The organism is Clostridium sulfidigenes (genome assembly GCF_000732635.1).
In the GTDB taxonomy this organism is placed as follows: domain Bacteria; phylum Bacillota; class Clostridia; order Clostridiales; family Clostridiaceae; genus Clostridium_J; species Clostridium_J sulfidigenes.
Window position 1 is genome coordinate 56516 of sequence record NZ_JPMD01000028.1, and the last position, 25189, is coordinate 81704.

Consider the following 25189-nt stretch of genomic DNA (forward strand, 5'->3'; position numbering starts at 1 on the left):
AATAGGTCGATCTGCTATAACTTAAATCTTACAATACTTTCTCCTACTTCTTTATTATTATCATTAACAATAACCCTTGGAAATACCCTTTTTAGTCTATCTATAGTATCTTTATTTTTATAATTAATCTGCTCTAATATAGACGCTACAATTAGCGGCCATTCCTCTTCTGATCCATCTATTATCTTAATTGAAAATCCAAGTCTTTCATCTCTAAGTCCAAAACAATATACTCCTTTTGCTCCACCCTTTGCCACTATATTATTATCCATTAATAGTAATGAGCATATTAAATCAGTACCGGAAACCATCTCATAATTTTCATTCATTAATTTAGTAAGCTTTATTACTGCATCTCGTGTTAACCCATCCACAATAGTGTCAGGACATGCCATCTTCATATAAGCCATAGCTAAATTTTTCATAGGCATTGCAAATACAGGAACTCCACATCCATCTGTACCAACTTTTATCTGTTCTCTTGGATATCCAGATATCATTGAAATGTGGGAAAGAATTTCCTGCTGAGCTGGGCTATTAATGTTCCAATATTCCCTTTTATCACAGTTCATATCAGTACATAAAGTCAAAATTCCCATATGTTTTCCTGAACAGTTGTGATAAATTCGTCTCTTTTCTCCACCATTTCTTAGTATTTCTTCTTTAGCATTCATTGATAATGGATATGTAGGTAAACATATAAGTTCATCTTCATCTATCTTGACTTTATCCATTATAGATTCTAATGCCGTAACATGAAATGGTTCTGCCCTATGAGAGCCTGTCATAACTGTAATTTCTTTATCACTAAGATTATACTTTGTATCAATGCCTCTCTTTATTAATGGAATAGCTTGTATTGGTTTTGCTGATGATCTCATAAAAGTTACAAATCCAGGATCACCTATAGAGTAAACAACCTGTCCATCTTCATTTACACAACATATATATCCTCTATGTACACATTCTAAAAGTTCTCCCCTATATTCTTCAACTAAAATCTCATCCATAATAACATTCATTCCTTTCGCTGTGCTCAATGCACAAAATTTTATGAAAGTGATTAACTTCTAAAACACTATCAATAATATATACAAGTATAAAACAATACTATATATTAAATACACATAGGATATTATTTATCCCATGTGTATATTTTAACATTAATTCTCATTTCATCCCATAGATTCCTTTATTTTGCCTCTTTCAATTCTCTACAATCCTTATGATGAATTATATTTTTCTCCCAGGCTCCTTTTCGATACATTATATACCCCAAAATACATATTATAAGATTGCTAAAACTCATAGAAAACCATATGCCTACAGAACCTATATTTGTAAAATTTTTGAATAGTAATATCATAGGAAGTCTCACAAACCAAAGTCTTCCCACTTCCATCTCCATAGAATATCTAGTATGACCCGATCCCTGAAATACCCCTTGCAATACACTGAATATACCCATAAGTGGCATAGACCATGCTATATATTGCAAATATGTTATCCCCTCTGAAATTACCATCATGTCGTCCTTAGACTGCATAAAGAAACCTATAATTTGTTTGTCAAAAGCTAATAAGACAATTAATCCTAAGACAGAAAAACTGATAGTAAGCTTTATGGCTTTTACAAAGGCTTCCTTGGCTCTTTTTAGTTGGTTACACCCTAGATTTTGACCTATAATAGACGTAAGGGCTGCTCCGATTCCCATGGCTGGTTGAATTACAAGAGATGTAATTCTATTTACCATAGCAAAAGCTGCTAGTGTAGCTGTGCCATAGGATACTATAAAACCATTTAAAGCCATAAATCCTAAGGCTGAACCAGATTGTCCAATAGAAGATGGAAGGGCAACTGATATGATTTTCTTAATTATTTCTCTATCAAATCTAAAGTTCTTAAAAGAAGGTCTTACCTTAGATGATCTTCTCATCAATACATAAATTCCAGCTATTGCTAAAACAGCCTTTGACAATAGAGTTGCTATAGCTGCTCCTGCGATTCCCATATTAAATGTAAATATAAATATTGGATCTAAAATCATATTGAGAACTGCACTAATTGCACTAAGGACAGTTGGAAATACTGTATTTCCCTCTGCATTCATTATGGAGTTAAAGTTAAAAAATAAAAACATAAAAGGCATATCTAAGAAGGTAATTCTTAGATATATTATACTATTTCTTGCTAATTCACCTGTTCCCCCCATTACTCTTACAACAAAGGGAGATATTATATATCCTACTATAGCAAATAGTATTGAAGATAAAAAAGATACTACCAAAAGCTGACTTGCATACTTATTAGCCTCTTCATATTTATCAGCTCCTATAAACTGAGAAATGATAGATGTACCTGCTATAGATAAGCCCATTCCGATAGATATAAATAAAAAATTAACTGGCCAAACAAATCCTGTGGCTGCAAATTCTACTGATCCAATTTTACTTACCCATAGTCCATCTACTAAATTATATAGTGTTTGTATTAAATTATTTATCATAATAGGAATTGCTAAGACACCTATTACTTTGTATAAGTTATCATTCAAAATAAAACTTCTTTTATTCTTAACCATGGTCCCTCCTAAATCACATTTAAATTTCTTATTACTACAATATATATTATATACCATTGATACTATTAATTTCTATAAAAAACTTAGGATGTCGAAATATATTTTTTTCTAAATAAAACAGTGTATATTTTATGACTTTAAATTCATCATCAATATACACTGTTCATTTATTTTTATTTATATTATATTACATATTATAAAATAAATTTTGTGAAGGATACTCAGCATCGCAAGTAACATCTATACCCAGTTTTCTAAATATTTGCTCGTCACCAGTACTTAGAATAGTAGTAGAGTGAGCTTGACACCCTTTAAGCTTTATAAGTTTTTCTAAAGCAACTTGAGCCATAGGATTAGTAGCAGCACAAATGCTAAGGGCAATCAGTATTTCTTCTGAATTTAAAGATGTATTATTACTTCCTAAAGCATTGGTTTTCAAACTTTTTATAGGTTCTAATACCACTGGTGAAATTAAATGAATCTCATCAGATATGTTAGCTAGGTACTTTACTGCATTTAAAATAGCAGCTGAAGATGCATCCATTAGCTCTGAACTTCTACCTGTTAAAACAGTACCATCTTCAAGTTCTAAGGCTACCACAGGACAAGCATCATTTTTGTTTGCTTCTAATTTAAGCTTACTAGAATATTCTCTAGCAGGAATGACTACTTTTCTATCCTCTGGTTTAAGATTTAAACTTTCCATAATTATTTTAATTCTTTGGAAAACCTCTGCATCTACATATCCTTTTTTATATTCAACACTAGTTTTAAAGTATCTTCTAATTATCTCCTGTATAGAAGCTTCCTTAACAACTTCATCATCAGTAATTCCAAATCCTACTCTATTAACTCCCATATCTGTTGGTGATTTATATATAGATTCTTTTCCAGTTATCTTCTCAATAATCCTCTTTATAACTGGGAACATCTCAATGTCTCTATTATAGTTTACTGCAACCTCATTGTATGCATCAAAGTGAAAAGAGTCTATCATATTTACATCTTTAAGGTCAACAGTAGCTGCTTCATAGGCAATATTTAAAGGATGTTTCAAAGGCACATTCCATACAGGGAAAGTTTCGAATTTAGAATATCCAACAGCATTTCCTCTTTTATTCTCATGGTATAATTGATTTAAACAAGTAGCCAATTTCCCGCTTCCTGGTCCTGGTGCTGTTACTACTACTATTGGCTTAGTAGTTTCTATATATGGATTCCTTCCATAGCCCTCGTCGCTTACGATAGTTTCAACCTCTGTAGGATAACCTTTAATAGCTTCATGCTTATAAACTTTAATACCTCTACGTTCCAATTTATTTATAAAGATATTAGTAGCTGGTTGACCACTATAACGAGTTATAACCACACTATTTACCTGTAAATCATATCCTCTAAGATCATCAATTAATCTTAGTACATCCATGTCATATGTAATTCCAAAATCGCCTCTTATCTTATTTCTTTCAATATCACCAGCATATACACATATAATTATTTCTGCCTTTTCTCTAAGCTTATGAAGTAACTTTATTTTTGCATTTTCATCAAAGCCTGGCAAAACTCTTTTAGCATGCATATCAAATAATAGTTTTCCTCCAAATTCTAGATAAAGCTTATCATAATTATTTACTCTCTCTAAAATATATTTTGATTGTTCTTCCAGATATTTTTCATGATCAAATCCAATTTTCATCTTTACACCTCATCCTAATAATAAAACATTCATATTATTATTACATATTTTCATCATTAGTAAAACCTAAATTAAAAATTTTTAATTTTTTTGTTAATTCTAAATTTGATGTTTATGATTTATTTCTGGATTTTATGCTTTTAAAATTTCTGCTTTTAACTCCTCCATTAATTCCTTTACTGTAACTATACTTTTTATCCTATGGGCATTGTCTCCACAAAATACTAAAGCTTCATCCATATTTCCCTTAACACCATTTATTAGTGCTTCACTAATGCAATAAGGAGTTTCTTTTGGATTACAATGAGATATACATCTATAGCATTTTTCCACCTTCAATTTCCCTTTAAAAGTATTCTCTACAAATGGATTACATATAGCTCTTCCTGGTAACCCTACAGGGCTATCTACTATAACTATATCATCTTCTTTTGAATCAACATAAGCCTTCTTAAAATTTTCTGATGCATCACATTCTACTGTTGCTACAAATCTAGTTGCCATTTGAACTCCATCTGCACCTAGTTTTAGGTATTTAGCTATATCTTTTCCATCGTATATACCTCCAGCCACTACTACTGGAATTTCCTTATTATACTTTTCTCCATAAATTTTAGTTTCATTAATTATATCTACTACTTCTTTATCAAAGGCTTCTTCAGTCATATTTATATTTTCTTTTTTAAATCCTAAATGTCCTCCTGCTCTTGGTCCTTCAACTATAACCATGTCAGGGGCTACTTTATCATGTCTATCCCAAAGCTTCAAAATAACTTTGGCTGACTTTAAAGAAGATACTATTGGTGCAACTTTTACTGAAAAACCTTTAATTAACTTTGGTAATTCCATTGGTATTCCAGCTCCTGAGATTATAATATCTGCACCACCTTCTATGGCTGCCTTAACATGCTCTTTATAATTATTCATAGCGACCATTATATTAACTCCAATAACTCCTCCATCAGTAGCTTTTTTTGCTAATAAAATTTGTTTTTTTAATGCTCTAATGTTAGCAGCTAAATTATTACTTTCAAAGTCCTCTTCATCATATCCTACTTGTGCTGCAGATATAACTCCGATTCCTCCTTCATTAGTCACTGCTGATGCAAGTTTTGATCTAGAAACTCCTATCCCCATTCCACCTTGAATTATAGGCATAGGTACAAATATATTTCCTATCTTAAGACCTTTTATATTCATAAAAACACTACCTTTCAAATTAAGATATTTTACTTTGAATTTCAAATACTTTGATAATCAAAGTTTATTTTATTATAAGCCATTTTAATAATTGATGCAATAAGTATCCTAGTGGAATATATATAATTAACTCATTCTTCATAAAAAATCTACTATTATATTTATAAAGGATTACAAAAATAAAAGAACTATAACATAAAATCATATGTATAGTTCTTATTCTTAATATTTTTCTTTATTTATTGAATTTTACCTTTTAAAATACTATTTATCTTTTTAGAAGTATCATCTATAAACTTATCCATTTCCTCTTCATTAAGATATATAAAATTCTCCTTAGTTTCTTCATTATCTCCTAAATAATATTCTGTTATATAGTTAACTTGCTTCATTAAAGCCCCTTTAGGAAAATAATCTATATAATCCGGTACCTCGTCTATATTTTTGAATATAGTATGAAAAATAAAATTAGGATTTTTTTCTAAGTATAAAAAATCTAATCCATACCAATCCTTTTTTATGGTCCAAATAAAACTTGCATCCTCTTTTAATTTCTTATTATATAAAGCATTTTTCTTTTTTTCATTGAAAAACTTAGACCATTCAATATCTGTAAGCAAGTGTATATAATATCCAAGGACATAAGAATATTTTGAGTATTCCATCAAATTATTTTTTATATACTTATCAAAAAACCTCTCTGCATCTATATTATTTTCTTCATTAATCCAATGAGTAATTTTTTTTGGTGGATTGAAGCTACTCCAATCTTCATTCGGAACTCCAGAATCTGGACCAACATTTCCAAGTATAAATGCTATAGAATCTAAATCATCCATATTCTTCAATATATTTTCTGCAATTCTAAGATGAGCTATCCAAGTTGCCATTAAACCCCTCCTTCTTGTACTATCCTATGACCTCTTGTTCATTAACTATAGTTTTTTTAGACTTTTTGGCTATAGCCATCATAAGACCTAAAGCTATTGATAAAAAAGCCGAAGCAACTACTCTATACTGTGGTGGCATTAAAAATACAAGGGTATGACATGGAATCCAGAAAAATGGAATTGTTTTTAACATACTAAACCCTATGAGCATATTAAAATCAATTTCTTTAACCAAATCATTTATAGTTACCTTTTTCATCCCTCTATATTTAACATCAATATATAAATCACAAAACTTATGAAATAAAAACATAAAGGGTGCAAAAGTAATATTCATCATAGCACTTGTTAAAAATGCATGTCCAAACTTTGAGCCATGGAAAGGTAATCTGCCTATATCTTGTGCAGCTAACACTCCTTCTGAATATAGTGTAAAGGCTAAAGTTATCATCATTCCAATTATTCCCCATATAATTGCTTTAAAAATTAATCCTTTAGTCTTTTGCCACTGTCCATGTAAAATTCTAGCTCCCAACATGTCTCCCATGGTAGCTAAAACAAAGAATTTAAAAAAGCCACTTATATATGGATATGCTTGTGTCATAGCCATAAATACTTCTCTAGTTGTTGGAACTACTAAAACTGCAGCCCATAAAAGTAATAAACCTCCCCATAAGTAATCCCCTAATTTCATTTGATTATTCTCCCCTTTTCTACTGTATCTTTAAAATTTGTTATTTAATAAATATTATAACGTTTTCAATTCCATTTATCTACAATAAATTTTCATTTTTCAGAAACTTTTTATAAGTTGAAAATCTAGCTTAGTTATGTTACTGCATTATTACACTTATACCTATATTTTATATATCGCTTCATTGAAGTATATTTAATTCTTTAATATAAAAATAAAATCTATAGGTGAATGGATTGAACAATCAAAATTTCACAGTGTTAGCTTGCTTACTAGAATCACATCGGATGTAGGAACAATATCTTCAACAATATTAGATACTATTCCTAGCATTATATCTTTGCTTATAACCTTTATAGCTTCCTTTTCTACTCTTATTTATTTTGCTCCATCCGTAGCAATTGTAGCAGTAATAATAGGTCCTATATTGCTTTTAATTAGTCGATCCTTTGGTAGAAAACTAAAAAAATTATATAAAGAAATACAAGAAGAAGATATAAAATATCTCTCTTTCATTCAAGAATCCATTCAAAACTTAATGATAGTTAAAACCTCTTGTATGGAGAAACTTAATGTAGGTAAACTTCATCTAATACAAAAAAACAAATATGAGTTAGCTATGAAAAATACTAAACTTAGTGTTCTTTCAGGAATATCCATGGGATTTTGTTCTACCATTGCTTATTTCTCTATATTTTGCTGGGGTGCTTTAAACATTTCAAAAGGATTAGAACCCTATTGAACTTTTACCGCTATGATACAACTCTACAGTAATATTCAAAGTCCTATTTCTTGACTTGCTAACACTTTCCCAGTCCTTTTATAATTTCATAATTGTAATATATAAGTTTAAATATTACGGAAATTATAAATAAATGTAAATAATTATTTATAATTATTTACATTCCATTTTTTATATGGTACACTATATTTAAATTGTTAGATAATAATAATTATTAAATAATAACTTACTTTTAATGGTAATGTTATAGAATAAGAAAGTGGGGAATAAAGATGGGAAATCTAAAAGGAACTAAAACAGAAGCTAATTTAGCAACAGCATTCGCAGGAGAATCTCAAGCTAGAAATAAATATACTTTTTATGCTTCAAAGGCTAAAAAAGAAGGATATGAGCAAATCGCCGCTCTTTTCACTGAAACTGCAAATAATGAAAAAGAACATGCAAAAATATGGTTCAAACTTCTTCATGATGGCATAGGTGATACTATGGAAAACCTTAAAGATGCAGCTGCTGGTGAAAACTATGAGTGGACTGATATGTATGCTACTTTTGCAAAAGAAGCTAGAGAAGAAGGCTTTGATAAAATTGCAAACTTATTTGAAGGTGTAGGTAAAATTGAAAAAGAGCATGAAGAAAGATATTTAGCTTTATTAAAAAATATTGAAGACGGAAAAGTATTTGAAAAAGAAGAAAAAGTGGTATGGCAATGCGCTAACTGCGGATTCATCTATGAAGGAGAAAAAGCACCAAATGCATGTCCTGTTTGTGCACATCCTCAAAGCTACTTCCAATTATTAGCTAAAAACTATTAATATTAAAATAAGAAGGGTATTGAATCAAGAATTAATTCTAGATTCAATACCCTTGTTTAATATGTTTTATTCTATATTAAAGTCTTATTCTATAGGCATTAACTTTTGATATATTTCACTTCTATACCTCTTATCTAAAAGCATTATGGTACCCTTATCTTCTTCAGTTCTAATAACCCTTCCCATAGCCTGTATAACTTTGTTCATTCCTGGAAATGTATACGCATAGTGAAATCCTGGTTCCCCTATTTCGTTAAAATATTCTTCTATTAATTTTCTTTCAAAGGATATTTTAGGTAATCCAACTCCCACTATAATTGCTCCCTTAAGTCTATCCCCAATTAAATCTATTCCTTCTGAAAATACTCCTCCTAGAACTACAAAACCTATAGTTCTCTCCTTACTATTTTTATCTACATCCATCAAAGAAAATCTTTCCAAGAATTCTTCTCTTTCTTCCTCTGTCATAACACTTTCTTGTAAGTATATATTATGTTCACTAAAATTCTTACAGTAAACTTCATATACTTTTGTCATATATTCATAGGAAGGAAAAAATACTAAAAAGTTTCCCTCATAATTATTTAGAGTTTCATTGATATATTTACAGATTGGGTAATAACTTTTATCTCTGTACTTGTATCTAGTATCAATGTCATATTTTAGAATCAAATTTCTATTTTCTGGTGGAAAGGGAGACTGAAGTTTTATGCTATAACTTTTATCATCTCCACCTAGTAGATTTTTAAAATAATTCATTGGAGACAGAGTGGCTGAAAAAAATATATTACTTATATTACCTTTTATACACTGTTTTATCACATTGCTTGGGTTTAAACAGAATATTTTTATCCGGATATCCATATCTTCATTATTACAGTATAGTACAAAATCCTCTGAAAATAACTCTCCAATTCTAATAAAATCTAAGAAAGAAAAATATACATTTAAAAATATTTCATCTATGGTTTCACCACTGTGTTCTTTTAAATAATTTTCACCTTCTGTTGCAAAAAGCCTGAAAAGAACTAGCATTTCTCCAGGGCCTTCATCTATTATTATATTGCCCTTTTCACCTATTGTATATTCCTTTAGTTTCTTAATTATTTTATTTATTATACCTATTAGTTTTTTATTTTTATATTTAAATTCTTTTTTTAATTCTTTCAAATCACTTTCTTTTATCTCAGCAGAATACATTTCTCTTCCACGGTCTACTAAATTATGTGCCTCATCAATAAGAAATATATATGGTGTATCATCAAATGCCATTCGCTTTATCATAGCTTTAGGATCAAAGAAATAGTTATAATCACCTATTATAAAATCACACCAAGCAATTAAGTCTAAGGAAAGTTCAAAAGGGCATACTTTAAATTGCCTGCTGTACTCCTCAATAATCTGTTGATTAAAAACTTCATTGTTTTCTATCATAGCTAATATGGCGTCATTAACTCGATCAAAATGTCCCTTTGCATATTCACAGGCATCGCCATTACATATTCTTTCCTCTAGAAAACAAATCTTATCTTTTGCAGTAATAGTTAATGTTCTAAGCCTCATACCAGAGCCTCTTAATATGTCTAAGGTATTTTCAGCCACTCCTTTAGTAATATTTTTTGCTGTAAGATATATAAGCTTAACTGAATTATTTATAGTAAAAGACTTTATTGCAGGAAAAATTGTTGAAATAGTCTTTCCTGTCCCTGTAGGTGCTTCAATATAAATATCTTTTTTCTCTTTAATAGTTCTATATATATTTATAGCTAGTTCCCTTTGACCCTTCCTATAATTTTCAAAAGGAAAATCTAACTTTTCAATAGAGTTATTTCTTAGCTCTATCCAACTACTTTGAAGATGAATCCACCTTGTATACCTGCCCATCACTTCATTGAAAAATTCCTTTAGTTCTTCCCTTAAAAAAGTTTTTGAAAAGGTCTTTGTATGCAAACTTTCTCTGTGACAATATATAAGATCTATATCTATTTCACTTAGGTTTTCTTCTTCACAATAGATGTGCCCATATAGTTTTCCTTGGGCCCAGTGAAGAAAGTTTTCATTTTCTTCAAGGGTAAGTAAGTCCTTCATGGTAGTCTTTATCTCTATTATTTTTACTCTAGTATTATTATCTTCCTGTGAACTAGTAATAATAACGCCATCGGCTCTACCTTCTAAAATAATGTTTATTTCTTTATAGGATAACTCTTTTGATAGATACATCTCATTAATATAGATCTTCTCTTCAGATTCATCACATTGCTCTTTAAGTTCCTTTTGTATGACTTTGTGAAGCCTAGTTCCCTCTTGAGCTGATGCAATACCACCTATTCTATCATCAATATCCCCTTGTCTATAAATAAACTCTATTAAATTTCTAACAGATATTCTCATATTATTTTCTATCATATTCTTCTCCTAATAGGTAGATCCATGATTAAACCTAGGAATTACTTATTTTGCTTCTGGGTTTCCATCTCTTCAAAAATTTCATTTAAATATTCCCATCTTTCTAATAGAAAGTTCAATTCCTCTTTTAATCTATTTTGATCTTCCAACAACTGTTGTAGCTTTACGAAATCACTTCCACACTGATTTATCTCAGCCTCAATTAATGTAATATTTTCTTCTTTTTTTTCAATATCATCATCTATGGTATCAAATTCTTTCTGCTCTTTAAATGTAAATTTTAATTTAGTTGACTTTTCTTTACGATTTTTATTTTCATCATATTTCTTTTCTTTGTTAGTACTTGATGTAGCAACTTCTTCTTCAGCCTTTATATCCCTATACTCTTTATAATCACTATAATTTCCTACAAGCTCTAAAATCTTTCCTTGTCCTTCAAAGCTAAAAATTCTATTGGCAATTCTATCTAGGAAGTATCTATCGTGGGATATAGCTATTACCGTACCATTAAATCTATCCAAATAGTCTTCTAGGATTGTTAAAGTCTGAATATCTAAATCATTGGTTGGCTCATCTAAAAATAATACATTAGGTGCTTCCATTAGTATTCTTAAAAGATATAATCTTCTCTTCTCTCCACCAGACAATTTAGATATAAAACTATGCTGCATGGTTCCATCAAATAAAAAGTTCTCTAACATTTGAGAAGCAGTAATTTTACTTCCATCATTTGTAGTTATATACTCAGCTATTTCTTTAATATACTCGATGACTCTCATAGTTCCATCTAATTCTATATTTTCTTGGGTAAAATATCCTATCTTAACAGTTTCACCTTGTGTAACTTCTCCCTTATCAGGCTTAATCTTCCACTTATAATATTCAATAAAGTAGATTTACCCATACCATTATTCCCTATAACTCCTACTCTCTCTTCCTTAGTAAAGATATGACTAAAATCCTTTATAATTACCTTATCTCCAAAGTCCTTGCTTATATTATCAAGCTCTAATATCTTCTTTCCTAACCTTGAACCAGCTGTATTTAATTCCATTCTATCTTCATCCATCTTATAGGATGTTTCTTTTAACTCTTCAAACCTATCAATCCTTGCCTTTTGCTTAGTAGATCTAGCTTTAGCTCCTCTTTTTATCCAAGCTAACTCTTTTCTGTAGAGATTCTGTCTTTTACTTTCAAGAGCCTCCATAAGCTGCATTCTCTCTGCTTTTTTCTCTAAAAATACAGAATAATTTCCTTGATAAGAATAAAGCTCTCCCCTATCTAGTTCAAAGATCCTATTAGTAATTCTATCTAAGAAGTATCTATCGTGGGTTATCATTATAACCCCACCTTTTCTTTTTTGTAATAGCTCCTCCATATAATCAATTATTTCATTATCCATGTGGTTAGTAGGTTCATCCAATATTAAAAGATCACAAGGAGTTATTAGCACATTACAAAGCCCTACTCTCTTTCTTTGCCCTCCAGAAAGCTTTCCCATTTTAGCATCAAAATCCGTTATACCTAACTTTGTTAGTAATGCTTTTGCCTCGCTTTCTATTTGCCAACCTCCTAATGCGTCAATTTTACTAGTAAGCTTAAATAACTGTTGTTGCAGCTTTGAGTTATCACTATTGGTTTTTAGTTCTTCTAATACATGTTCATACTCTCTTAGTACTTCCATTATTTCCCCAGCACCATTAAAAACATGATCAATAATCCTATCCTCTGGATTAAACTCAATATGTTGAGGTAAATAAGATATGTTCAGTCCATTCATCTTTGTAATTGTACCAGAATCCTCTTGTTCTATTCCTGCAATTATTTTTAATAATGTAGACTTTCCAGCTCCATTTACACCAATTATTCCAACTTTATCTTCTGATGTTATGGTTAGTTTCACATCTGTTAATAATGGTTTTTCACTATAACTCTTATATATATTTTCAAGTGTTATTAAATTCATATGTATCATCCTCTATTCTTAGCTATGTTTAATTATTTATTTTCTTTTTATAATATCTTCTATTTATAAAACCTTTCCTATGGACATTATACCTAATCGAGAAAGAAATAAAAACCTCTAGATACTATTATTATCTAAAGGTTTTTACTTAATATTTAATATTTATAGGGACTTTATACTATATCGCTAATCAAATTTATCCTAAAAAATATAACTTTCATAAAATAAAACTATAAGAAATATGTTATACCGCTACATCTTCAGGCTCTTCTTTCTTTTTTTCACCTATAGTAGATAAATTAATTCCTAATCCTTTTTGTATTATTCTAATAATTGGAAGAGAAATTAAACCATCTACAACGTGATGAATTATAGTTCCTATTCCTGTTACAACAATTGATAAAACTATATTACCTGTAAATATAAGTACTACTAATCCTTCAAAAATTCCATGTATTGGTGCTGTAAAAGCTACAACTTTACCATAAGACATTTTTTTCATAATCATTTTAGCTCCAATGTATCCTACTACTATATGAGATGATGCTCTCATTGCCACAATTGGATCTCCTATAGCAAATAAAAAACCTACCACTGAACCAATTCCAACTACTACAGCCTCAAAAGGTCCTAAGAACATAGCAATAAACATAGGTACGTGTGATGCCAAAGTTGCAGAGAATGGTGGTATATATACCCTAAGAAAAGGCCCAAATATTACTGGTATTATAATAGACATAGCTATTAATAATGAACTAATTACCATCTTTTTTAGATTTGTTTTCATTTTTATCCTCCTACCTATACTGTATATACATTAGTATATATCATAAAGTTACAGTTGTAAATAGAAAGTATCCATTATAAAAAAACAATGGATACTTTCTATTTAAATCAGTTATAAATTTGACCTTTTTTTTCTTTTAACGCTAATAATAACTTATCACATGTTACAGGTATGCTATACATTCTAACTCCTACTGCATCATATATGGCATTTAATATAGCTGGAGCTGTAGGTATCATTACAGGCTCTCCTATTCCTTTAGCTCCATAAGGACCTGATTCCTCAAATTCCTCCACAAAATAAGTATCTATATGTGGTACATCTTTACTGGTTGGTATTATATAATTTGAAAAATTTCTATTTTTTATAGAACCTTTTTCTATTTCTATTTCTTCCATAAGTGCATAACCTATTCCCATGGCAACTCCGCCTTGTGCCTGACCTTCTGACGAAGCTGGATTTATTATTTTTCCTGCGTCATTTACAGCTATAACTTCAATTATGTCAACCTTGCCAGTTTCATCGTCTACTTCAATAGTAACTTTTTGTGCTCCAAAGGTATAAGGCCAATAAGGATTACCTTCACCAGTTTCCATATCAATTTGTGAAGTTTCTGCTTTAAAATAACCTTCTGTCTTTACTGGAATTCCCTTTTCTTTCATTTGCTTATAAAGGAGCTTTATTTCTTCTTTATTAATACAGTTATCGTTTGATCTACTTAAACCTTTATTAAAATTACTTCTAAGTTTTTTACAAGCATCATATACAGCATTTCCTGTATTGTAAGTTTGTCTACTTGCTGCTGCAGTACCACTATCTTTTACAAAACTAGTGTTATCATACATTACTTTAATTAGATTTTTATCTATTTTTAATGTTTCTGTAGCAATTTGCCACATCACACTTATACCACCAGAACCTACATCTGAAACTTCCACATATACTACAATTTCACCATCTTCCCTAAGTTCTGCTGTTGCTCTTGATTCATCAGGAAACCCATTTCCATACCCAGTACCATAAAATATAGTAGCATACCCTACACCACGGTTCTTCATATCAATTTCACACCTTCTTTTAAATTTCTACTCCATCAAGGTCTGCAAGCTTTTCTATACATTTTTTAAGACCTACACTTGATTTTAATACTTGACCTGTAGCAGTTTTATCTCCTACTTTTAAAGCATTTATATATCTAAATTTTAGTGGGTGAATCCCAATCTTTTCAGCTAACATATCCATCTGACTTTCTGTAGCAATAGGACATTGTGTTGCTCCAAATCCTCTCATTGCCCCACTATATGGATTATTGGTATATATAGCCATGGCTCTTATATCTACATTCTTTATATTATATGGACCGGTAGCATGTACTGCAGCCTTTCTTAATACATTTATCCCCCATGAAGCATATGCACCAGTATCCCCATAGATTCTAGCTTTTAATGCACAAAGTTTACCATCTTCTCTCACTCCTGTTTTCAAAAGAATTTTCATAGGGTGTCTTTTACTATGGGATATAGTAGATTCTTCTCTATCATAAACTACCTTAACTGGTTTTTCAGTCAAATAAGCTGCAATTGCCGCGTGACATTGTGGATTAATATCTTCTCTACCTCCAAAGGCTCCACCAATAGTCATATTTCTAATTCTAACCTTTTCTTCCTCAATATTTAAGCACCTAGCTACCTCTTCTCTATCATAATGTGGATATTGAGTTGCAACATATACTTCTACCACTCCCTCTTCATCAACTCTGCTTACAGATGCCTCAGGCTGTAGAAAAGCATGTTCTACCATAGGAGTATTATACCAGTTCTCTACTATATATTTAGCTTCCTCAAATCCATCATCAATATTCCCTTTTTTTATCTTTAAATCATAAAGTAAATTACTTTCTTCACCTAAAATTGGAGCATCTTCTTTTAAAGCATCCTCAATATTAAAAATGCCCTTAAACTCTTCATACTCTATTTTCACATTATTTAAAGCGTCTTTTAAAGCTTCCTTATTTTTAGCAACTATTATAATTATGGGATCCCCTACTCTTTTAATTATATCTTTCACAAGAGTAGGAATATCCTTAAATACAACACCATGACTTATAGCTCCTGGTATCATAGTATAATCTATGACCATTTCCACATCTTCCATGGCTCTTATTTCTTCCATATTTATACTTTTAACTTTTCCATAGGGAATTGTACTTCTTTTTACTCCAGCATATAACATACCTTCAAATTCTAAATCGTCAGGATAAATCGATTTACCTAGTACTTTATTGTATACATCTGGCCTTATAAGTCCTCTTCCAACAGACTCCATTGCAACCTCTCCTCTAATTATTTTTCAACTTGCTTTGAGCTAAAATTATGCCTTGAACTATTTTGTCATAACCTGTACACCTGCAAAGGTTTCCTGAAATACTTTCCCTTATTTCCTCTTCAGTTGCATCTATGTTTTTATCTAGTATAGCTTTAGCACTTAGTATCATTCCTGGAGTACAATATCCGCATTGAACTGCTCCTACCTCCATAAAAGCTTCTTGAATGGGATGTATTCTGTTATTACTAATACCTTCTATAGTAATTATTTCGCAACCATCTAAAGTTGCCGCTAGTAAGAGGCAAGAATTCACGATTTTACCATCTAGAATAACAGTGCAAGCACCACACTCTCCTTCTCCACACCCTTCCTTTGTTCCTTTTAGCTTAATTTCGTCCCTTATAAAATCTATTAGTCTCATCATACTATTTATATTTCTTTTATATTTAATTCCATTTATTTTTATATTTACTTCTACCACAACATACCTCTTTTCTATAATTTAAAATTATATCTACTTCTGTAAAGCGTTATCTAAGGCTCTTTTAAATACACCTTTAATTGCCTCCCTTTTAAAAGGCATAGTTTTCCTACCCTCAATGCTTTTCTCTACTATACCTTCTAAATATTCTAAAGCTTCTTCAGAATATAGCCATTTAATATCTTTTCCCAAAGACCTTTCTTCTAACTCTTTAGCCCTAAAGGGATATCTTCCAACTGCTCCAAGACATATATTTATAGCACAAATCCTATCTTTTTTTATTTCTAAATTTACAGCAGCACTTACTCTTGAAATGGCTAAAGAATTTCTTTTACCTAACTTGTAATAGCCACTTATGTTTTGTGTTTTAGGTATAATAATATGAGTTAATATTTCATTTTCTTTTAATCTCTCTTCTTTATAATTTTCAAAATATTCTTCACAACTTACTCTTCTTATTGCTTCTTCTGATTCTATAAGTAATATTCCTCCTAAACTAATTATACAAGGTATTATATCAGCTGCTGATCCTCCATTAGCAATGTTACCTCCAACCGTGGCTACATTTCTAATTTGTGGTGATCCCATAGACATACTACAATTTAAAAGTAAATTACAGTAATCCTTTATAATATTATTTTCAATTAAATCACTAAAAGTCACCATAGCACCAATATATATTTCATCCTTATCATCTACTATTTTTTTCAAATCTGAAATTTTTTCTAAGGAAACTATGGATTCGCACTTTACTTTATTTCTTTTAAAGTCTAGAACTAAGTCTGTTCCCCCAGCTAACAGTTTAAGATTAGAATGATCTTTCATATATTCTTTAACTTCTTCTATAGTTTTAGGACTGTAAATTTTCAACACTTTTACTCTATACCCCCATTCATATATGTTTATTCAATTTATTCATTTTATTCAAATTTATTACATATAATTTCTTAAAAAATCTTCTATATTAAATATATAGAAGACTTATTTTACTGTAATGATATTATTTTATTTTGTTTTGTTGCATGCCGTTAATATCATCTCTTCTGCAACTTGAAAATAATCATCTAAATCAAATTTCCCTTCGTCGATTAAGTACTGTAATGAAGCCCCTAACATTAAGGATACCATTACAAAAGGAATATTTTTCATAGTTTTATCATCAATTCCTTCTTGTTCTTCTTTAGAAAAAGTCTCTTCTATACTCTTTCTCCAGATATTAAAGGTATTTTGAAATATAGTCCTTATCTCTTCATTTACAGTTCCTTGAACCCAATAATCAATTTGGGCATATTCCATCTTTTTATTTATTAAAATATCATCTTTTTTCTGTTCAAAGAACCCTTGAATATTTTCAGTAACAGTTTTAGCTTCAGTATCTATATAGTTCTTACGACCCTTAGAAAACTCCTCTTGTATGCTATTAAGTAATGCTACCATAATATCATTCTTAGTAGAGAAGTGATAGTGTAGGTTAGCTTGGCTCATATTAGCCTCCTTAGCAATTATATGCATACGAGTTCCACTAATTTTTTCCTTAGATACTACTTCAAGTGCCGCTTTAAGTATCCTCTTATCCACATCTTTTTCCATGATTAACCTTCTTTCTCACTTAACCCTAATTTCATCTAAAAGTATATAGTTTTTAATTTACCTATATGGCTCATCTATAATCTTTCCAGCCACATACCTTTTAATGATATTTTTAGGATTTCCTGTGTATATAAATTTTTGTAATCTTTCTTGTATTGATAGTTTTTTGAAACTTTTTAATGAACTATCATCTATAACTAATGCATCAAATTCGTAACCTTTTTCAAAGCTACCAACCTTTCCAAAGAAACTTCCACTTCCCTTAGTTGCTAAATAAAACAATTCAGCTGTATTTAGTGGTGCTTCTTTTTTACCACTTTCAAGCCATTTAATGTTTGATGCTTGTGCACTGTCTACCATTACGTTGCACATAGACAAGCTATGTCCTCCGGATATGTCAGAAGCAAGTCCAATTGGTATTCCTTCATTTATAAATTTTCTAATTGGAGCTATACCACTTGCTAAATTGGAGTTTGAATTTGGACTATGAGCTACAAACACTTTATTTTGCTTAAGCATTTCTATTTCTTCATCTTCAAGTAATACGCAGTGAGCCATAATTGTTGGTTGATTACCAAGAAGCCCTGCATCTTTATAAATACTGGCATAATTTTTATACTCTGGATGCAAGGATTTTACAAATTCTATTTCATCTTTATTTTCACTTAAGTGTGACTGTACTGGTATTTTATATTTTTCAGCTAAGTCACCTAATCCTCTTAATAATTTCGTAGTACAAGTTGGGACAAATCTAGGAGTTATAATTGGTTTTACACGTTCATACTTATCCCCATATTCATTTATAAAGTTTTCCGTATCTTCAATAGATTTCACTGAATCTTCTCTTAAAAATTCTGGACAATTTCTATCCATATTTACCTTTCCTACATAAGCACCGAGTCCTGAATGGTTTAAGATATCCATTAAGAGCTTTGTTGAATCTAGATGTACTGTGGTAAATATACAACTTCTAGTAGTTCCATTTTTCCAAAGTTCTCTTGCTAAACTAGTGTATACATCTTTTGCATAGGTTGTATCCCAGTACTTTTCTTCCTCTGGAAAAGTATATGTCTCTAACCATGGCATTAATTCCTTGTCTAATCCTAACCCTAAATTAGGAAATTGAGGTCCATGAAGGTGCAAATCAACAAAACCAGGAATAATTAATTTATCTCCATAATCTATTACTGATGCGTTTTTAAGTTCTTCTGGTAATACTTCATATACTCCCTTTATTATCTTATTCACTAGTACCACATACCCATTTTCGATTATTTCATATTCTCCAAAGTTTTTGGTAAAAATAATGTTTCCTTTTATTGCTTTAATCTGGCTCATCACATTCCTCCTTAATTAAATTATCATATTCAAACTATAATTTAATCTTTCTACCTAGTGAACTCTTTTTCTTCTTATTTCTTATAAAATGTATCTTCTAGAGGTAAAGTAGTTCGGAATTTATGATCTAGCATATAGTAAGCTCCTTGAATTGCCGGCGCTGTTGGGATAGATGTTATTTCTCCTATCCCTTTTGCCCCATAGGCTAAATCACTAGTATTCTTTTCTATTATTATAGGTAATATCTTAGGAACTGCTGGAGCTCTAAATAAACCTAAAGTTCCAAATTTAGCTATAGGTATGCAATTATTAAGTGGATAATCCTCTGTTAAAGCATATCCTAAACTCATAACAACCCCCCCCTCAATTTGTCCTTCCACGTTTATAGGATTGATTGCTCTTCCTACATCATGAGCAGCAACTATCTCTTTAAGTTTACCATTTTTATCAAGTATTGCAAGTTGTGTTGCATACCCATAGGCTACATGACTAACAGGATTTTCCTTTGGAGAATTTATCGGGTCTGTTATTCCCCTGTATTCTCCATAAAATTCTCTATCATTTAAAAAATTCAAAACCTTATCTGTATTATTTAAGAGCCATTTTCTAATGATACTACGATCTATGCAACTTTCTTTTGCATAGTTTATTAATTTTTCTTCACTATATTGCTTCATCACTTCTTCCATAAACTTCATCGTAGCAATCCTAACAGCCTCTCCTGTAAACAATGTCTGTCTTGAAGCTGTAGTTGTTCCTGAATTAGGTGAATCAAAGGTATCAGGAAAACCTATTGCAACTTTATTGGGTGATAATCCAGTAATTTCACAAATTATCTGTGTCATTATAGTACCTATGCCTTGCCCTATACAAGCTGCACTAGTTCTCACATTGATAACTCCATCTTTTATGACTAGGTTACACCTACCTATATCAGGAAGTCCAACTCCTATTCCACTATTTTTCATACAGCAAGCAATTCCTACAATTTCATTGTCATAATATTTATCTTTTACAGCTAGTAACGTTTCTTTAATTGCTGTACCTGAATCAGCTATCTGACCATTAGGAAGTATATCTCCTGGTTCTACAGCATTTCTATATCTAATTTCCCAGCTTGATATACCAACCTTTTCAGCTAAAAGATTTAAATTACACTCCCCTGCAAATACAGATTGAGTTACCCCAAATCCTCTAAAAGCTCCTGCAGGTGGATTATTAGTATAAACTGCTGTGCCAGTGATATCAACATTATCACATCTGTATGGCCCTGCAGCATGGGTACATGCCCTTTGCAATACTGGTCCTCCTAAAGATGCATATGCTCCAGTATCGGCAACTATATTAGCTATAAAAGCTGTTAATTTTCCTTCTTCATCACATGCTGTAGTTACTTTAATCTCCATAGCATGTCTTTTAGGGTGAATCATTATGCTTTCTTTTCTACTTAAGGTAATCTTCACTGGCATTTTTATAATATATGCTAGTAAAGCTGCATGATGTTGAACACTCATATCCTCTTTTCCACCAAAGCCACCTCCAACATATTTACTAATACACCTTATTTTTTTCTTAGGCAACCCTAATAGTTCTGATATTTCTCTTTGCTCATCATAAATTCCTTGGGAGCCAGTATAAATCAGCACTCCATCTCCATCCGGCATTGCCAAGGCACTTTCCGGTTCCAAAAAAGCATGCTCTGTGAATGGAGTTGAATAAGAATTAGTAACTATATATTTAGAGTTTTTTAATGCATCCTCAATATTACCTCTTCTAACTCTTTCATTTCTATATATATTTCCTTCAGGATGAATTCTTGGAGCATCATATTTCATAGCCACTTCAGGTTTCGTTAGTGGTACAAGCTCTTCATATTCTACTTCTATAAGCTGTAAAATTTCCTTTAAAGCCTTTTTTGATTTTGCAGCCACTAGTGCTATAGCATCTCCCACGTATCTAGTTTCTTCTCCCACTGCTATTAAAGCTGGCCAATCTTTTGAAATATGTCCAATATATCTATTCCCAGGTATATCCTTTGCTGTTAAAATGGTTATAACATTAGGATGATTTAGAGCTTTATCTATATTAATTTTTTTAACCAGTGCTCTTGGATATTTTGTTCTTAATGCGGAACCATATACAAGCCCATCAACCTTCATATCATCAACATATATAGCAGTTCCCAAAATTTTATCCATAGCATCAATTCTTGTTAACGATTTTCCTATAGAACCGTTTCGTTCTAAATCAAAATTTAGTTTTCCCTGCAGAAAAATTTGTGCTGCTAATTCAATTGCTTCTATTATCTTTACATAGCCTGTGCATCTGCATACATTTCCTTTAATAGCTGCTTTTATCTCATCTTTAGATGGATTTAAATTTCTATTAAATAATCCCTTAGCACTAATCACCATGCCTGGAATACAAAATCCACACTGAACTGCACCAACCTTTGAAAAAGACCATGAAAATACTTGTTTTTCGAATTCTGATAAACCCTCAACAGTTTGTACTTCTTTGCCATTAATTTTTTCAAGAGTATTTATGCACGCCCTTCCTTGAACTCCATTTATTAAAACCATACAAGCTCCACAAGCACCTTCTCCACATCCATTTTTAACTGATGTTAAATTTGCTTCTTCCCTTAAGTATTCAAGCAAGTTCATATTTTCTTCAAATGAAATATTTTTTCCGTTTAGCACAAACTCATACATAAATTCCCTCCTAATAATTTACTAATGTATAAATTCACCAACATATTATATAGCTGAATAGGACCCATCAAATATAATATAAACTCAGGGTCCTAGCATATTTAAATTATAATGTATGCTTGATTACAAGGCTATAAAATTTACTTTTATTTCTTATAAGTTTTTAACTTTTTCATTAAATTTCTCTATTAATTTATCTAATTCTGGTGCCATTTTATGAAGTCTTCCCCAATAATTATCATAGTCATACCATTGAGCATTTAATTCATTTAATTCATATTGCTGTTGTTCTATCCATGTATAATATTTCAAATTATGAATTCTCTTCTTAGCCGCATAAGTTAGCTCTTCCATAGAATCTGTTTTTATACCTATAATACTTCTGTTGTAATCAACCATAGCATCCTTTTCTTCATATTTATGACCCCTATTTTTTTCCATTTCTTCAAGTCTAGATTGATACATTTCTGCTGAGTCTGTAAGAACAGTTAATACCATATCATTTTCGTCAAGCTCATAGTACTTTGCAAATTTTATTGCAGATATTATATTGGCTGCTCCAGAAATACCTATCCATGTAAGCTTTTCTATAACTTCTTCTGACACTCCAATGGATCTTAAATATTGTTGACCAACCGGTTCATTGAATAGTCTAAACATAGCTAAGCTATCATTGTCATCTATAGCGATAACCATATCTGTATTTTTTACATTATGAATCCAAGGTACATGCTTATCTCCTATACCTTCAATTCTATGATCACCAAAACCATTATTTAAAAGTGTTGGACATTGAAGGGCTTCCCCAACTGCAAGTTTAGCTCCTGGATATTTATCTTTAATGAAATCTCCGCTTCCTAAGGTACCTGCTGAACCTGAAGTTAAGCAAATACCAGCTACTTTTCCATTATCTCCTTTTTCATGTTCTATTATGGAAACCATGGCATTACCAGTTACTTCATAATGCCAAAGATGATTTCCAAGTTCGCCAAATTGATTAAATATAACAACATTATCTCTAGTTCTTCTGAGTTCCCAAGTCTTATCATAGATCTCTTTAACATTACTTTCACATCCTGGAGTTGCAATTACTTCTCCAGCTATGCTCTTTAGCCAATTAAAACGCTCTTTACTCATATTCTGAGGTAGAATAGCGATTGATTTACACCCTAGTAATGTTGAGTTATAAGCCCCTCCTCGGCAGTAATTTCCAGTTGATGGCCAAACAGCTTCATGAAACTTTGGATCAAATTGCCCTGTTACTAGTCTTGGTACAAGACAAGCATAGCTTGCTCCAACTTTATGAGCTCCTATAGGAAAAAACTTTCCTGACATAGCAAAAATCCTAGCTTTAACTCCTGATATTTCTTGTGGTATTTCTATATAATTAGGTAATGTGTTATATAAACCGCATTCTTTAATTGGCTGATTATACCAAGATATTCTAAATAAGTTGATTGGATCAATATCCCAAAGGCCAGTTTCGGCAAGTTTATTTTTAATCTCTTCTGGTATTTTATTTGGATCCTTCATTTGAGCAATAGTAGGAATAATTATATTTCTCTCTTTTGCACTCTCTGCTGTTTTTAGAATTTGATCCTCATTAACTTCTAAATCTATTAATTTATGCATTTTATATCCTCCTCAAAATCTTTATAAAGGAATTCATTATCATTTAGGACAAACATTTTAAATATTCAATCAATTTATTCATATCCGGCTTTATTAAAGCTGGCTTATTAACTGCTTGTTGAGCTGATTTTATATCCTTAAGACCACTACCAGAAACTACAATAATCACCGTTTCATCTTCTCTTATTTGGTCTAGTTCAACTAATTTTTTAAGTCCAGCAAAACTAGTTACTCCTGCTGGTTCCCCAAATACTCCAGTCTGCCTTGCTAAGGTTGTTATTGCACTTAAAATTTCTTCATCACTGACATCAATAGCAATCCCATTGCTTTCCTCAAGAGCATTTAAAGCTTTATATCCATTTCTCGGAACTCCTACAGATATACTATCTGCAATAGTTACTGGTGGTATATAACTAAATGCTCTTATTCCATTTCTATAAGCTCTATTAACTGGATTAGCTCCTTCTGCTTGTACTGATACCATTGTTGGAAGCCGATCTATTAAACCTAGTTCATAAAATTCCTTAAACCCTTTCCATACACTAGATATGGAACATCCATCCCCCACAGACATAATTACTTTGTCTGGCACCTTAAAGTTTAATTGCTCGCATATTTCAAAAGCAGCAGTTTTTTTCCCTTCTGCTAAGTAAGGATTTATGGCACAACTTCTGTTATACCAACCAAAATGATTCACAGCTTCTAAACAAAATCCAAATGCTACATCATAATCACCATCTACTAAAATTACATCACTTCCAAATACTAGAAGCTGTGTTAGTTTTGCCTCTGGAATGTTTTTAGGAACAAATATATAGTTTTTTATTCCCATACAAGCTGCAAATCCTGAAAGAGAAGAAGCTGCATTGCCTGTAGATGCTGCACACATAATATCTTTTTTTAGTTCTATTGCTTTGGCCACACCAATAGCTGTAGCTCTATCCTTAAAAGATGCTGTAGGATTCCTACCTTCATCCTTTACATATACATTCTTTATATTTAATAACTTTTCTAATCTATTGGCTTTATAAAGTGGTGTTCCTCCTATTTGTAAAGGTGCCATACCTTCTCTAGATTCCAGAGGAAGAATAGGAATATATCTCCAAACATTCTTATCTTCATTTCCCTTTAGATGTTCCTTAGTTAATTCCCTTTTAACTAAGTCCATATTATAAACTACATCTAGTGTTCCTTCTATGCCACAGTCTGGGCAGTGATACATTACTTCTTCTCCAACTTTCTTACCACATTTAGAACATACTAATCCCTTAACTTTTTCCATAATCCCACCTCAGTTTTATTGACTTAACCTCTAAAAATCCTTTCTCCTTCCGT

The 25189-nt window shown here is 31.1% G+C and carries 19 protein-coding genes and 1 pseudogene; 2 read left to right on the forward strand and 18 right to left on the reverse strand.

The features are described 5' to 3' along the window. Window positions 1–14: 14 nt before the first annotated feature. From IO99_RS11585 to IO99_RS11610, 6 genes are all read right to left on the reverse strand, one after another. Window positions 15–1010, reverse strand: a complete 996-nt coding sequence (locus IO99_RS11585) for an asparaginase (RefSeq protein ID WP_035133574.1) — start codon at window positions 1008–1010, stop codon at window positions 15–17. A gap of 182 nt (window positions 1011–1192) precedes the next feature. Beyond that, window positions 1193–2581, reverse strand: a complete 1389-nt coding sequence (locus IO99_RS11590) for an MATE family efflux transporter (protein WP_035133576.1) — start codon at window positions 2579–2581, stop codon at window positions 1193–1195. Window positions 2582–2768: 187 nt separating this feature from the next. Beyond that, window positions 2769–4277 carry a DUF1846 domain-containing protein gene (locus IO99_RS11595; RefSeq protein WP_035133578.1) on the reverse strand — a complete coding sequence of 503 codons (1509 nt, stop codon included), beginning with the start codon at window positions 4275–4277 and terminating at the stop codon, window positions 2769–2771. Between the two features lie 132 nt (window positions 4278–4409). Next, window positions 4410–5477, reverse strand: coding sequence for an NAD(P)H-dependent flavin oxidoreductase (locus IO99_RS11600; protein ID WP_035133580.1), 1068 nt, complete (start codon window positions 5475–5477; stop codon window positions 4410–4412). Between the two features lie 239 nt (window positions 5478–5716). Then, the gene (locus IO99_RS11605) at window positions 5717–6367 is read right to left on the reverse strand and encodes a zinc dependent phospholipase C family protein (RefSeq protein ID WP_035133582.1); all 651 of its coding nucleotides are present in this window, start codon (window positions 6365–6367) and stop codon (window positions 5717–5719) included. A 19-nt stretch (window positions 6368–6386) separates the two neighbouring features. Beyond that, the gene (locus tag IO99_RS11610; protein WP_035133585.1) at window positions 6387–7061 is read right to left on the reverse strand and encodes a hypothetical protein; all 675 of its coding nucleotides are present in this window, start codon (window positions 7059–7061) and stop codon (window positions 6387–6389) included. A 265-nt stretch (window positions 7062–7326) separates the two neighbouring features. On the opposite strand from IO99_RS11610, the gene IO99_RS11615 reads away from it, so the two are divergent. Both IO99_RS11615 and rbr read left to right on the forward strand, forming a co-directional pair. Next, window positions 7327–7803 (forward strand): ABC transporter transmembrane domain-containing protein, encoded by a 477-nt coding sequence (locus tag IO99_RS11615; RefSeq protein WP_051824069.1) that lies wholly within the window; start codon window positions 7327–7329, stop codon window positions 7801–7803. A gap of 272 nt (window positions 7804–8075) precedes the next feature. Next, complete coding sequence (gene rbr / locus IO99_RS11620; protein ID WP_035133587.1) at window positions 8076–8615, forward strand: rubrerythrin; 540 nt, start codon at window positions 8076–8078, stop codon at window positions 8613–8615. A gap of 84 nt (window positions 8616–8699) precedes the next feature. Here rbr and IO99_RS11625 read toward each other — a convergent pair whose 3' ends face one another. The 12 genes and pseudogenes from IO99_RS11625 to thrC form a co-directional block, all read right to left on the reverse strand. Next, a complete protein-coding gene (locus tag IO99_RS11625; RefSeq protein ID WP_084178160.1) occupies window positions 8700–11021 on the reverse strand; it encodes an ATP-dependent DNA helicase in 2322 nt (773 codons plus the stop codon). A gap of 41 nt (window positions 11022–11062) precedes the next feature. Beyond that, a pseudogene (locus IO99_RS11630) lies at window positions 11063–12987 on the reverse strand (ABC-F family ATP-binding cassette domain-containing protein). 244 nt (window positions 12988–13231) lie between these two features. Continuing rightward, window positions 13232–13774: a hypothetical protein gene (locus tag IO99_RS11635; protein ID WP_035133589.1), complete on the reverse strand. Its 543-nt coding sequence runs from the start codon at window positions 13772–13774 to the stop codon at window positions 13232–13234. A gap of 107 nt (window positions 13775–13881) precedes the next feature. Then, on the reverse strand, window positions 13882–14832 hold the full coding sequence (locus IO99_RS19665) for a xanthine dehydrogenase family protein molybdopterin-binding subunit (RefSeq protein ID WP_035133591.1): 951 nt from the start codon (window positions 14830–14832) through the stop codon (window positions 13882–13884). Between the two features lie 19 nt (window positions 14833–14851). Then, window positions 14852–16099 carry a xanthine dehydrogenase family protein molybdopterin-binding subunit gene (locus tag IO99_RS19670; protein ID WP_035133593.1) on the reverse strand — a complete coding sequence of 416 codons (1248 nt, stop codon included), beginning with the start codon at window positions 16097–16099 and terminating at the stop codon, window positions 14852–14854. 13 nt (window positions 16100–16112) lie between these two features. Further along, on the reverse strand, window positions 16113–16580 hold the full coding sequence (locus IO99_RS11650) for a (2Fe-2S)-binding protein (RefSeq protein ID WP_035133595.1): 468 nt from the start codon (window positions 16578–16580) through the stop codon (window positions 16113–16115). Between the two features lie 33 nt (window positions 16581–16613). Beyond that, on the reverse strand, window positions 16614–17453 hold the full coding sequence (locus IO99_RS11655; RefSeq protein ID WP_035133597.1) for an FAD binding domain-containing protein: 840 nt from the start codon (window positions 17451–17453) through the stop codon (window positions 16614–16616). A 132-nt stretch (window positions 17454–17585) separates the two neighbouring features. Continuing rightward, the gene (locus IO99_RS11660) at window positions 17586–18170 is read right to left on the reverse strand and encodes a TetR/AcrR family transcriptional regulator (RefSeq protein WP_035133599.1); all 585 of its coding nucleotides are present in this window, start codon (window positions 18168–18170) and stop codon (window positions 17586–17588) included. A gap of 57 nt (window positions 18171–18227) precedes the next feature. Further along, window positions 18228–19508, reverse strand: a complete 1281-nt coding sequence (guaD, locus tag IO99_RS11665; protein WP_035133601.1) for a guanine deaminase — start codon at window positions 19506–19508, stop codon at window positions 18228–18230. A gap of 74 nt (window positions 19509–19582) precedes the next feature. Beyond that, window positions 19583–22222 (reverse strand): selenium-dependent xanthine dehydrogenase, encoded by a 2640-nt coding sequence (xdh, locus tag IO99_RS11670; protein ID WP_035133604.1) that lies wholly within the window; start codon window positions 22220–22222, stop codon window positions 19583–19585. 153 nt (window positions 22223–22375) lie between these two features. After that, window positions 22376–23854, reverse strand: a complete 1479-nt coding sequence (locus tag IO99_RS11675) for a pyridoxal-phosphate dependent enzyme (protein WP_035133606.1) — start codon at window positions 23852–23854, stop codon at window positions 22376–22378. A gap of 43 nt (window positions 23855–23897) precedes the next feature. Continuing rightward, a complete protein-coding gene (gene thrC, locus IO99_RS11680) occupies window positions 23898–25136 on the reverse strand; it encodes a threonine synthase (protein WP_035133609.1) in 1239 nt (412 codons plus the stop codon). Between the last annotated feature and the right edge of the window lie 53 nt (window positions 25137–25189).

Coding starts and splice junctions, on each gene's coding strand:
- IO99_RS11585 (WP_035133574.1), bottom strand. CDS start 1,010: ATGGATGAGATTTTAGTTGAAGAATATAGGGGAGAACTTTTAGAATGT.
- IO99_RS11590 (WP_035133576.1), bottom strand. CDS start 2,581: ATGGTTAAGAATAAAAGAAGTTTTATTTTGAATGATAACTTATACAAA.
- IO99_RS11595 (WP_035133578.1), bottom strand. CDS start 4,277: ATGAAAATTGGATTTGATCATGAAAAATATCTGGAAGAACAATCAAAA.
- IO99_RS11600 (WP_035133580.1), bottom strand. CDS start 5,477: ATGAATATAAAAGGTCTTAAGATAGGAAATATATTTGTACCTATGCCT.
- IO99_RS11605 (WP_035133582.1), bottom strand. CDS start 6,367: ATGGCAACTTGGATAGCTCATCTTAGAATTGCAGAAAATATATTGAAG.
- IO99_RS11610 (WP_035133585.1), bottom strand. CDS start 7,061: ATGAAATTAGGGGATTACTTATGGGGAGGTTTATTACTTTTATGGGCT.
- rbr (WP_035133587.1), top strand. CDS start 8,076: ATGGGAAATCTAAAAGGAACTAAAACAGAAGCTAATTTAGCAACAGCA.
- IO99_RS11625 (WP_084178160.1), bottom strand. CDS start 11,021: ATGATAGAAAATAATATGAGAATATCTGTTAGAAATTTAATAGAGTTT.
- IO99_RS11635 (WP_035133589.1), bottom strand. CDS start 13,774: ATGAAAACAAATCTAAAAAAGATGGTAATTAGTTCATTATTAATAGCT.
- IO99_RS19665 (WP_035133591.1), bottom strand. CDS start 14,832: ATGAAGAACCGTGGTGTAGGGTATGCTACTATATTTTATGGTACTGGG.
- IO99_RS19670 (WP_035133593.1), bottom strand. CDS start 16,099: ATGGAGTCTGTTGGAAGAGGACTTATAAGGCCAGATGTATACAATAAA.
- IO99_RS11660 (WP_035133599.1), bottom strand. CDS start 18,170: ATGGAAAAAGATGTGGATAAGAGGATACTTAAAGCGGCACTTGAAGTA.
- guaD (WP_035133601.1), bottom strand. CDS start 19,508: ATGAGCCAGATTAAAGCAATAAAAGGAAACATTATTTTTACCAAAAAC.
- xdh (WP_035133604.1), bottom strand. CDS start 22,222: ATGTATGAGTTTGTGCTAAACGGAAAAAATATTTCATTTGAAGAAAAT.
- IO99_RS11675 (WP_035133606.1), bottom strand. CDS start 23,854: ATGCATAAATTAATAGATTTAGAAGTTAATGAGGATCAAATTCTAAAA.
- thrC (WP_035133609.1), bottom strand. CDS start 25,136: ATGGAAAAAGTTAAGGGATTAGTATGTTCTAAATGTGGTAAGAAAGTT.